The organism is Paraneptunicella aestuarii, from assembly GCF_019900845.1.
GTDB classification, from domain to species: Bacteria; Pseudomonadota; Gammaproteobacteria; order Enterobacterales; family Alteromonadaceae; genus Paraneptunicella; species Paraneptunicella aestuarii.
In genome coordinates, this window is the sequence record NZ_CP074570.1 from 2,704,241 (window position 1) to 2,716,896 (window position 12,656).

5 protein-coding genes are annotated in these 12,656 nt (G+C 43.9%); 3 read left to right on the plus strand and 2 right to left on the minus strand.

What is annotated here, in order from left to right:
• Together KIH87_RS10515 and KIH87_RS10520 are read left to right on the plus strand one after the other, a co-directional pair.
• The gene (locus tag KIH87_RS10515) at positions 1-2,307 is read left to right on the plus strand and encodes a hypothetical protein (protein WP_232357850.1); all 2,307 of its coding nucleotides are present in this window, start codon (positions 1-3) and stop codon (positions 2,305-2,307) included.
• A complete protein-coding gene (locus KIH87_RS10520; RefSeq protein ID WP_232357851.1) occupies positions 2,292-5,438 on the plus strand; it encodes a site-specific integrase in 3,147 nt (1,048 codons plus the stop codon). Before KIH87_RS10515 ends, KIH87_RS10520 begins: the two co-directional genes overlap by 16 nt.
• Positions 5,439-5,754: 316 nt before the next feature.
• Here the strand turns inward: KIH87_RS10520 and KIH87_RS10525 are convergent, their stop codons facing one another.
• Positions 5,755-7,008, minus strand: a complete 1,254-nt coding sequence (locus tag KIH87_RS10525) for an IS4 family transposase (protein ID WP_232357852.1) — start codon at positions 7,006-7,008, stop codon at positions 5,755-5,757.
• A gap of 253 nt (positions 7,009-7,261) precedes the next feature.
• Here KIH87_RS10525 and KIH87_RS10530 point away from each other — a divergent pair, with 253 nt between their 5' ends.
• On the plus strand, positions 7,262-7,732 hold the full coding sequence (locus tag KIH87_RS10530) for an ankyrin repeat domain-containing protein (RefSeq protein WP_232357853.1): 471 nt from the start codon (positions 7,262-7,264) through the stop codon (positions 7,730-7,732).
• Between the two features lie 46 nt (positions 7,733-7,778).
• Here the strand turns inward: KIH87_RS10530 and KIH87_RS10535 are convergent, their stop codons facing one another.
• Complete coding sequence (locus KIH87_RS10535) at positions 7,779-12,584, minus strand: non-ribosomal peptide synthetase (protein WP_232357854.1); 4,806 nt, start codon at positions 12,582-12,584, stop codon at positions 7,779-7,781.
• Between the last annotated feature and the right edge of the window lie 72 nt (positions 12,585-12,656).

The window sequence follows — 12,656 nt, forward strand, 5'->3', positions numbered from 1 at the left end:
ATGAGCAGTAAATCAGATCAAAAGTACAAAGAGGAATACGGCAGCAATTTATTTCTGCATATATTTAATGACGCATTAAATATCCCCCAAAAACATGCTATTGCTCACTACCTTAAGTCCCTTATTGATTCCCCGCATTACAGTATCACCATAGAATTTAAGAAAGAACTCGACAAAATTAACTTCGCCTGTGATGAAATCATCTCAGTGTCAGCCCCTTCCAATCAAAACCCGGTCGAAATACATGAAATCTATAACTGGTTACTTAAAAAACAGTGGTTACGTGAATATCACGCAACGGCTTTCGTGTGCTGTGAGTTAAAATCATACAGCTATCGAAAGCCTCGATTTGATCACTACAAAATTTTAGTTCTTTGTTCTGCTATCAGACTGGCCGAAATTGGAGATAATGACTCCCCACTCAACAAAGTGTTCAACGAATTAAGGCAACTCGGTCTCGGTAAAAGAGATGATGTAGCCCGTACACTGCCCAATCCCGAAGACTTTCCCTTAGACGTTTTGATCGACAGACTCGATATATTGAGGCAAGACGAAACAAAGTCCAACAGGGTTCAAAGATCATTGGATGGATATTACGTTGCTTTTAAAAATGCTTACGATAAAAAAACAGGCAGAATCAAGAAGGGAAATCGCGGTCCTCGCAAAAAGTATCGGCTACATATACAAACAGAAATTGAAAACGAACCTGACAATGATTTTGATGTTTTCCAGGTTCGAGAATTAAACAGACAAAGAAGTAAATCCATTGAAGAATGGGAAAATGAAGAAAAATCTACTTCTGCGGAGGACTTGGCAACCTACGCAGTCGTTGCACTCAATCAGGATACCGCCAGAGAGCTAAAAGAGAACCAGGTAAAAGCTAAGCAAGTCATTCAAAGTATCCAGCGCAAGAAACAATTTCTACCCTGTGATTTCCAAAGTCTGACCTCACATGAAATTCGAATCTTATCTCACTCAATATTGTCTGCCGACAAAACCTCAGATTTTGAGCCTGCTTTAGCATTTCTATTATTGAGCTTGTTAACTGGCAGAGCCCCAGAGGAAATTGCAAAGCAATCCAAAGGTCAACATCGATTGTTTTATCATGATGACTCTGGCTTGAACCTGAAAATTAAGCATATAACAGCGACATTTGCCCAAGAGCAAGAAGTCAGCCACATCATTCGACCTGTTGACAAAAGCGTGACTATCCGTTTGCCCAATATCGTTACTGAAGCCCAATTAAAATCAGGAGAGATTGACTCAGACATTGTCAAAAAGTGGCTATCAGAATTAAACAAAAAGTACGGAACAAGACTGGCAATAAGTCGTATTTGCCAACAAATAAATGCGTTTCAACGTCAAAACAATCTGGATTCTGTCATCGCTGATCTCATCACAGGTGTAAATGACATCAAAACTACCGGGCTCCCCTATAGCCACATTACACAGCAACAAATTCAAAGCTTCATTGACCAGTTCAGCAACTGGATTCAAGACATCACTAACAATGAAAAATGGATAATCACGACAGAGGACGAAAACAAAGAGTCTGAGCCAACCCTCGCAATAGGATCGCCACTTTATCTCAAAGAAACGGAAATCATTAGCTGTAACAGGCAGCATATTCAGCACTTAAATGAACTACGAACCAAGGGGACTCGCTACGTAATCGCCTTCCATAATCAATATGTATTGTACATCTACCGTTTGATTACTTTGGCCTCTGGTTATCGACCTGTAGTTGGCACGGGAGGCAGAATTCAGGACATCTGTCTGGGATCAGGAAAATACTGGATCAGCGATAAAGAGCGTCGAGAAGGTCTTGCTGCACGCGTGATTGTATTGCCAGAAATCGCAATACAACAAATTAAAATGTATCTCGCCCATTTAGATGCCCTGCACTTTTTCGCTTGTAACCAACTCCCCGTGTTAGCAAGTCACATCCAACAAGTACATGCCGGAGATCATACTGATGATAATACTGGGGAAAGCGACTTACTATTTTTCATAGAAAATGACGACATTACACCGTTATCACCTAAATCATTAAAACCCTATCTGGCAGATCAGTTCCCCGTTGCCATTAATTGGCATCGTCATTTCCTGCGAAGCTTTTTGATGACCAAGGAAGACATTTCACCTGCACTAATTGATTGTTTTATGGGGCATGAAGAAATGGGACAAGAAGGGTTTGGTCGATTTTCAGGATTTTCCTATGGGGATTTCAAACGAATATCCGAGACTCTACAAACACTATTGTGCTCTCTTAAATTTGAAGTGGTGAAAGGATGCAAAATCCATTAATTGAATTTAGAGCAAGTCTGGCGACAAAAAAGTCAGATCCTTTTCAATCAGGAATCGCAAAGCGAGAGCGTGATAGAAAAGACCATGATATCACTCTAGGAAAAGAGGCTTTACGCATCCTTGAACAATACTTGCCCAAGCTCTTCCATCCTGAACCTCATCCCTATGCCAGTTTCCAGAAAATCTGGAAGGAAAGTGTATTCCCTGCACTTTGCAAAAAGTTCACCAGTGCTAGCCAGTTATCAAAAGCGAATAACCTGTTAACGCATCTGATCAATGAAGGTAACAAATCCAAACTCTGGCACCTGCCTGTTCCAAATACAATCATAAGGCAGAAAAGAGAGCGCCCTTTTCGCAGCCACAAATGGTTTATTGGCTCCAATGCATTGATGGAGTTTGAAAAGAACTGGCTAAGTAATATAGAGAAAAATAGTGATCCGCAGACCAATTTAAGAGATTGCCTGATTAGCGCGGTTTTACACAGCGGACTTAACGAGCAAAGACACCTGTCGGCATTATTTGAAGCTCTACAAAGCAAATGCCCGCTCCAGCAAATTGAGCAACTTGTTTGGTTAGATTTAACACTTGTACCAGACAGAGACCATAAAAAACGTTCATTCCCCTTCTCCACCAATAGCCATAATGGAGAAGACTCAGTTTTAGTCACCCGATTTTTCCCGACCGCAATCACCTTGGCTTTAATTAATAAGTACCTTAGAAGCCGAAAATACCATTCTCAAAAATCACTTTCGCTGCAAGAAGTATTACGTCCAGCCTTTAAACAGCATGGTCTTAAAGAGCTATCTATTGAACGGTTCTGTAAAGCCGGTATCGGAGTGGCTGAAACCAAACCTGAAATTTCAATACCGGAAGCCAATGTCGAGTATGCAACCAAAAGAAACATGGCTTACTCCTTGCCAGCCAATATGTGGCAGTCCCTCTTTAAAGCACCGACACCGGTAATAATGGATAGCAAACAGTTCCAAATTACGCATGCCAACGCATTACCAAGCCTTAACGACATTAAACACAGCTCAAATAAGAGAACATCAAAATTTGGATTACTTGATGACCTGAAAAAATTACTTCGAGAGAAAGATAAAGGCATAAAACGTACATCTGCCCGAGCAAGAAATGAATGGCATTCGTTTTTCCCCAGCCTCGACACAATGCCAATTAACGAAAGCATTTTGCTTAGTTGGGTTAAACACAAGTTAGATAAAAACAACAAACTCAGTTCAATCAGAAGATACGTGAATGCTGTTGGTGCCGTATGGCTTTCAGGTACACGAGATATAGAACTCACAGATCCAGAAACCGATTTTGAAGCCTTGTACGAAGGAATGCTGGAAATCGCCGTATCCCAAAATGATGCTAGTTACCGTGCCGGACGATTAGATGATTTACACCAATTTGCGGTGGTTAACTTTCAATTGAAACCGTTAAGCACGCCACTTAGTGATAATAAAAACGCTATTTCGAGAGTCCGAGCAGGGGTTGTATCAGAGCCAGTTTTTGCCCAACTCATTAAAAGCATTTCCCAATGCAAAGACATGACTGAACCGGAACAACTACAGCTTTGCATAATTTGCATCATCGCCTTTAGAGCTGGGCTCAGAATCGGCGAAATTCTAAAACTCAGGCTCAAAGACATAGAATGGTCTGCTCAGTTATGGCTGTTTATCAGAGACAATCAATACGACAACAATAAAAGCAATGCTGCACGGAGAAAAGTGCCTCTCATCACATTGTGTACAGAGCAAGAAAAAGACTTTATTCGGCGCTGGTTGGAGCTATGTCGTTTTTCCAAGGCTCGAAAATCCAATCCTCAGCAACTGTTTTGCGCTTCCCCCCATAACCGCTACGAAATGCCGGACAAGTTACAAGTTTCCAATTTCATTGGCCAACTACTAAAGCAAATTGCCGGAGTGCCATCGCTCGTATTTTACAGCTTAAGACATTCCGCTTTTTCAAGACTGCAATTAATTATGCATTGGGATGATATGGATAAAACTTATCTTCCCGAAAGTTTGATTCAGGCCGTTATGCCATACACTCAAACAGAAAGGGCAAACATTAAAAATGCTATTTTCGGACTTCACCCTCAAAGCAGATATTGGGCTTTAGCGGTTGCCGCAGGCCATAACAGCCCATTAGTCACATTCAACAACTACCTGCACTTTTGCGATTTGATTCTATTCTGCGAGCTACAGAAGAATGCCATGAAGCTCACAAAAAACATGGCTATCAACATCAGCGGCCTTAGCGTTAAAACAATTTCAAGCCTCATGAGCATGGACAAGACAATCGAGGCTTTTCAGCTATTAAACCCGGTCATGACTAAACTCAAAAACAAAGCTTTTTGTATAGAACATCAATCTAATGAACTATCAAGAAATGAACAAAATGCGGTCGAACTTGAACTGCCAAAACCAGATAAAAGCCGAATGTTCTATATCCTTCATGAATTTTTATCTGAATATCAGGCAGGCCAATCAACCGACATGCTAGTCTGGCAGCACAAGCTTGCAAGGAAAGAAATCGACATCTGGATCGCCAATGCTAAACTCATCTGTGAACTCAGCACTTCAAAAAATCATCTAAGACATAATCCAGGTAACAGAGACTACAGCCTAATACCTCCCTTCCCTAATTCACATTTAGAAAAGCAAGATATACAGCGTTTATTGGCTCATTTTCGGAAAATATTCAAAGATAATTCCAAATCAGCTAAAAAGCAGTTGGCCTTGCTCTCCCGAATCACCTTGTTAAGGACGCACAGCAGCGATAGCGCCATATTAATAAGGCACTGGAGTCACTTACAAAAATTGTTGACCATTGTTAACTGTTTTCCCAAATCCCGATGGCGCATTCAGATTGGCTACCAGCATAAATCTACGTTAGAACAGTGGAAAGATGCCTGTAGAGGTTTTCCAACAAGCCAATATTCCCTCATTGAAGACAAACGCAATCCGAATGGACAGGCCAAGGTTTATCTATCTCATCCCGGTGAAAAACAGATTAAGTCAGACAACGATTATGGAAAGTATTCAACGAATGTACTCAAGTTGACGGTTAGGTTGTTGAGTATATTGATGTTTTCTGAAGTGGAACTTAAGGCAATTTGTTAAAACGGTTCTTAGTTAAGACTATTAATGCCCCCTCCCCTTACAAGACGAGGTTCAAGTCCAATACAACCCACTTCTTCATTGTGACGAAATCGTTCCGGATTTGTGACATATTCAGGTCTATTATAAGAACTTACAACTCGACTTTTTAGAATGTTTAGCCCAGACCTCAGCCCGGTCATGGCAATTAACCTGTTAAATTAACCCGAGATCGGTTTAAGCGATAACCATCGAATTACGCTCGACATCAGTTAATTTAAGAGATGGCTTATTTTCTTTTAGGCAATAAGGGGTTCTACCCTGAGGGATCCCCACAAATTTAAATGGGAACATAATTCACTTCCGCTAGTTTTAGTTTCAAAGCGTCGACGGCTGATGGCCATATTTCTGGCAGGAGCTTCAATGTCTTATCGACAATGGCCCTTAAACCGATAAACATCAGGCTTAGTACGTCTTTGCTTTTTAGACTGTTAGCTTGGTAACGACGATGCTTATTGGCTCTTTTCACCGTCCATCCCACTAGCGTAGCAACAAGATGGGCCAGAGTGGTGAGCAACACCAGAATGCGTAAACGCCGTGTGTCTTTGCTCAGATTATTGCTAAATCCCAAGGCAAAACGTGGGCTCTTCATATCCCGAAACGTTTCTTCAATCTGCATTCGGGTTTGATATATTTTCACCACACGTTTACCCAAATGACTTTTATCTGGTAACGACGTCACCAATAACCATGGTTCACGGTTTCGTTTAGCGCCCTTTTGGGATGGGCCTTTAAGACAGGAGGTGCCGGAGCGGTTAAGCTTATGACGCCCCTTGGGATTTTGTTTATATAAAACGAATCGTACATCCATTGGACTGCTCCGACACAACTGTCCAGCAAAGGTTTTAGGACACGATGTCGCAGCAGGATAAAGGGAAGTGATACATTGCCAGTTTTCATCGTTTATATGGAAAAAGTTGGGTTTTCTTGCTCGTCCAACAAAATGCCATCCCAGTGATAACACGGTATTAAACCAAGGCGTTTTAAACCCTGCATCGGTGACAATAACAGGCGTTGAACCCGGTGGAAGAATGGATTTAAGCACATCCAGAAAATGGCGATGTGTTGCTGGTTTTTCCTTGGTTCCAATATCATGCACTTCTTCATATAGAGTAATGCTTCGTCCCTCAAATGCTAATGAAGCTCTAAGAAGAAAATGTCGTTTATATTCATCGAGGTCAGACCAATCGACATGAATAACCGGAGTAGAAAGAGCCGCCGTAAAAAGCCTTCCCATGAAACCATAAATCCCGGATAACTCAATGTATAAGTGGCTATTTGAAAGCAGCCTGTCAGCACGTTTAATGTTATGTTTTTCTCCAGCAGAGGATGAAATTCCACGACCAATACTTGTCACTGTCGCATTTGCTCCATGCAATATGCTGGTCATGCAAGCGAGCGGTGATTTTCTTCTAGTGACATGCATACTGGGGGTGACAAGTGTGATGGTTTTATTCAAAATCTGGGGTACATTCATGGCGTATCCGTTTGGGGTTTGTGATGTTTGGCGATTGATCAGATCACCAAATGCCATGAATGTTCCCTTCTATTTAAAATAAATTATTGATCCACAAAATTTATTTGTGGGGATACCTCAGGGTAGAACCCCAAGACAAATTCGCTCTTTGTTACGATATACCGATGTAAAAACCGATTGATGTTTATCAAGATCGAGTTGCATTCAATTTGCAGACATTAGCCACTGTTTACAATAATAAGCCACCAATGTAGATTTATTACCGAAGAAAAAATTAACACCCTCAAATTATTCCAAAAGGAGATTGCTCATGGTTAAACCCGGTCACGCATTGGTAGCCAGTGTTTTATTATCTAGTTCCATGTTTTTGTATGCGGATGATGTCGTAGCGGCTGGTAATACTTTTACATCCAGTACTCAAAGTATACTAGCTGAAGCAGTGACCTCTGGCGATCACCTTAAATTAAGTAAGCTTCTGGAACAGGGGGCTAAAACTGACGGGGAACAAGGATTAACATTATTAAAACTGGCTCTGGAACATAATGACAATAAAGCTGCCGAGTTAATTCTGGAAGCTGGTCTTGATTTAGCATCCCATCGCGATGACAGTCTGCTCGACACTGCAATTTCTCAGAATAACGTAAAAATGTTTGAAACACTTCTGGAAGGTGGAGCCATTGTAGATGAGAAAAACATCAGTCAGTTGCTTAAAAAAGCCCATTCTTCCCAAAATCCCAGATTTAAAACTCTGATAGAGGCGGCTAATTCCGTCAATGACTAACGCAGGAACCGCAATTGCAGAAGCCAACAGCTTCTGCAGATAACGCCTAGCGATTCAACTTAAACCATTGAGCCACTTCCTCCATCTGTGAAATAAACATATCAATCAATTTTCCAATTGATTCATTTGCATAGAATTTGTCACTATACTGAACACCAATTCCCAGTCGGTCTCCAATTTCACTAACCCATATGGTCAACATATAACCATTGTAATTATCTGGTGCAACATAAGGATCCAGAGAAAAATCCAACCATTTAAGAATGGGTTCTTCTTTCTGGACACTCGATGATTCAGCCGGAAAGAAGTTCAACATGAGCTCTGGATGGGGTTTGCTCTTTAATCGCTGCCTGATATTTTCATCACCACTCAAATATTTCAAAAGCCCAAGGTTAGTACCGGAATAAGGAATAGACTCCAACCCATCGTGAATTTTGTGGATAGCTTCCCGGTGATTTTTTGAAGTGGAAGGATCGACAAAATAAGGTATGGTTACAGCATGCCAGCCCAAACATTCCGACAAGTCCACTTTGTTGTCTTTAACCTCCCTGCCAAAACGCATTAAATCTATCAGCATCGGAGATTGCTCATTCCACTCTGCAACAAACAAAGATAGTGCATGCAGCACTACGGCAACACTATTTACTTTTTCTTGTGCTGGAATCTCATGCATGATGATTTGGGTTTCTTCCGGTCCTACCCATTTATCAATAAAAAAATGTACCGTTTTAAATTGATTACTTTGCATAGAGTTAACGTAATCAGTTGGTAATTTTTTCATCTCATCAGGAATATGTGAAATCCAATAATCTGCTTCATCTTTTAACTCATCAGAAGCCATCATTTTTAATGCTTTTAAAGCGTTAGAATAATTCGAAGAATCAGAAACAACAGGAAGCGGGTTACCCTGAGCAATGGTAGAATAAGTATTGACTAGCTCGTCTAAAATAAACTCCATTGAAAACCCATCCAATACCAGATGATGACAAATAAACAATAATCGTTGTGGTCTGTCATTCGGTAAATTGAATAGGGCAAATCGCGTAAGTTCACCCGTACGAATATTAAGACTGCCTTGTAATTCCTGTACGTGACTTTTTAGCTGCTCATCAATATCGTCATCACTGTCACCATACACATTAATGACTTCCAATGGCACAGTTTCAGGAACATCAGCAACGACCTGATACCAGTCAGTACCATCGGTATGAAATACCATTCTGAGGGCATCATGTTTAGTGAGAACAAATAAAATTACCTGACGCAAAATGTCTTCGTTTAGCTCTACCCTCACTTCACACATTGTGGCGCAGTTAAAGTGATTTTCATTGGGGTTTTTACCTTCAAAAAAACGATATTGTGCGGGTAATAGAGGAATTTGGGATAGTTCATCAACCTTTATGTCCTGCGAACCCTCAATACGACATTCACCAAGAATAGCAGACAGCTCTGCAATAGTCTGATTTTGCCAAAGCTGCTGCATAGTCATGCTCAGCCCCACTTTTTTTGCTTTGCTGATCACCCTTATAGCAACTAGTGAAGTTCCCCCCAACTCAAAAAAGTTGTCTGCAGTCCCTACTCGCTCAACACCCATAACTTCCTGCCATAACTCACATAACAACCGTTCAGTCTCGGTCACCGGAGCAATATATTCATTCTCTCCATGTCCACTACTGTCCGGTAACGGTAATTGTGCCCGGTCTATTTTTCCATTGGGGTTCAATGGAAAACTGTCCAGAAATTGCCAGCCACCCGGCAACATAACCATCGGTAAACGCTCACCAAGCCACGCTTTTAACTCTCGCCCCAGTGCCCTCCGTTTCTCCTCTGTCTGAAAACCCTTAACCGGAATAACATAGGCGATTAGCTGAGGCACAATACCCGCCTCGTTCCCCGGCCCGTAATACACAACCACCGCATTCTCAACCTCAGGATGCATCAACATGACCGCTTCTATCTCACCGGTTTCTACCCGGATACCATGAATTTTAATCTGTCCGTCAACCCGTCCTAAAAACTCAAGGTTCCCATCAGGCTGATAACGAACACGGTCTCCCGTACGAAACATCCGACCATAAACTCCTCCCTCTCCAAACGGGCTCTCAATAAAACGCGACCCCGTCAGCTCATCACGGCCCAGATAACCTCGCGACACACCAGGACCCGATACATACAACTCACCAGGAACACCCACCGGACACAACTGCATTCCCTCATCAAGCACATACACTCGCATGTTGTCTATCGGACGACCTATCAGACTCCGGCTATCTACACTCTCACCATAGGCATAACAGGTCACATCTGCCGCCACCTCCGAACTACCGTAAAGGTTCAGCAAACAACAATCTCTCCCATAACCCTGAAATCGCCTCAACACACCCACTCCCGGCTTCTCTCCACTCACCGTCACATAACGCAACCGCTCCAGACAACCGACAAACGACTCTTCATCCTCCATCAAAACCTCAAGCATCGACGGAACAACAACCAGGCGCGTCACACCATATGTCACCAGTGAATCCAAAAACAAGGTGGGCTCCACGACCTGCTCTCGCGGTAACAATACCGTCGCACAACCCGATAACAAACCTCCCAGCAACTCCCATACCGAATCCACAAAACCCAGTGCCGCCTTGCTACAAAACACCTCTCCATCACAAACAGGATATTCACGCCACATCCAGTAAAAACGGTTCAACACACCATCATGCTGCGCCATCACACCCTTGGGCTGACCCGTCGAGCCTGACGTGTAAATCACATAACACAGTGAATCCGACCCAACCTCAATCCCCAGGTCCTGCGATGACTCCTCTCGCAAGACCTCTTCCAGTGACACCGAATCCACCGACAACACATGCCCTGAACCCAGGCCTTCAAAACGGGGCGCTATCGCCTCCTGCGTCAACAAATAATCCAGTCCCGCATCGCCCACCATATATCCCAAACGCTGCAACGGGTAATCCGGCTCCAATGGGACATACGCCCCTCCCGCCTTCAACACCGCAAGCACCGACACCACCACATCAAAATTGCGCTCTGTACACACACCAAGCGTCTCTTTGCACACCCCCTGCGCTCGCAGATAACGGGCCAGACGATTCGACCTCGCATTCAGCTCACCATAGCTCATCGACTCGCCATCAAAGTACAGCGCCACCCTATCCGGATTCTGTTGTACCTGACGCTCAAACAACTCATGCAGACATAAACCCTCCGGGTGAGCAACTTCTGTCTGGTTCCAACCAACAAGCATCTGCTCTCGCTCTGCCTCACTCAGCAGCGACAACTCGCCAACCTGCAAGTCCTCGCCGCCTCGCGCCATCTGCTCCAGCACACGTTCAAAGTGTGACAGCATCTGACGCGACATCGAATCAGACAACACATCTCCATGGTAGTGGAATTCACATTCCAGACGACCATGCTCAAGCTTTGCCCTGACCAGCAACGCATATTCGGTTCGCTCATCCGAGCCCGCTCGACCAACAACAATACCCCCGTCCGATGCACTCGCACCTCCCGGATGACCCGGCTGGTTCTCATACACCAGTAAACTGTCAAACAGTGCTGTACCAACGGGTATGGCCGTCAAACCCTGGATATCCGATAATGACAAATACTGATGCTCGTCACTCGCCACATTACGGCCATGAATGTCTACCAGCCACTGACCCAGCGACAACCCCTTGTCCACATCCACCACCACCGGTATCGTGTTGATGAAAAGACCAAGCATCCTCTCAACACCCCAAAGCGCTCCCGGTCGACCCGACACCACCGTACCAAACATCACCCGTTCACTACCGCTGTATCCCTGCAGCACATACGACCAGGCTCCCTGTAATAAACTGTTCATCGTGGTACGACTTGACTTCACCAGTGCCTGTAACTGCCCCGTTACCCTTTCTTCCAGCACAAAACCGGTCTCGCAAAAGTCATCGGCTGCTCCCTTCGATACTGGCAAATCATGGATAAAACGCGTCGGGGCCTCTATCCCCGATAGCCGCGAAGACCAAAACGCCTTCGCTTCCTCTTTGTCTCGTGACATCAGCCAACCAATGTAACTCTCATAGGGCGCTACCGCTGGGGGAGAAAAAACCTCTCCTGACTGTAAACCTCGATAACGGCCCATAACCTCATCCAGCAACAGCGGCACACACCACCCATCCAGCAGTATATGGTGGTAGGTCCATAAAAAGTGTAAACGCTCATCTTCCAGGCGCACCAATGTAATACGCATCAGGGGGGCCTGTGCAAAATCAAATCCCGCCTGTTTGTCTTGTGCATGTAATGCCAAAAGCCCCGAAGCCTGCTCCGACCCCGACTGGCCTCGCCAGTCTTCGACATGCACCGGCAATGTCACTTCACGGCGTACCAGCTGATGTACATTACGGTTGTCCAGACCCACAAAACAGGTTCGTAAAATAGCGTGCCGCGATACCGTCTGTTGCCATGCCTGTTGCAACAAACCGGTATCCACATGACCACTGAGCTCCATATAACTCTGGGATGTATACGATGAACCGTTACCATCCCACAGGCCGTGGAACAGCAAACCCGACTGCAGCGGCGTTGCCAGATAAAGATTTTCGGTATCAGGATATTGTTCGAACAACGCTTCCACCTCTTCGGTGGACAACGTTGCATGAGGAAAGTCAGAGGCGGTATACCCATGACCCGGGCTGAAAAACCTTATCAGCTCTTGCTTGTGCTCACGCAGTAAAACCAGCAGCGACTCATCCAGGCGTTTCTCCGGGTCCAGTACCTTTAAACGCCCTTCTACCACTCCCACACTTATCCCTTTGGACTGACATAATGCTAATAATTCTGTTGTACTAATTTCAGTCATTTGAACCCTTTTAGATTAAGTGTATAAATCAGCCACATTAATACTTGAACAACCAGGTTGGTGAATATAAAC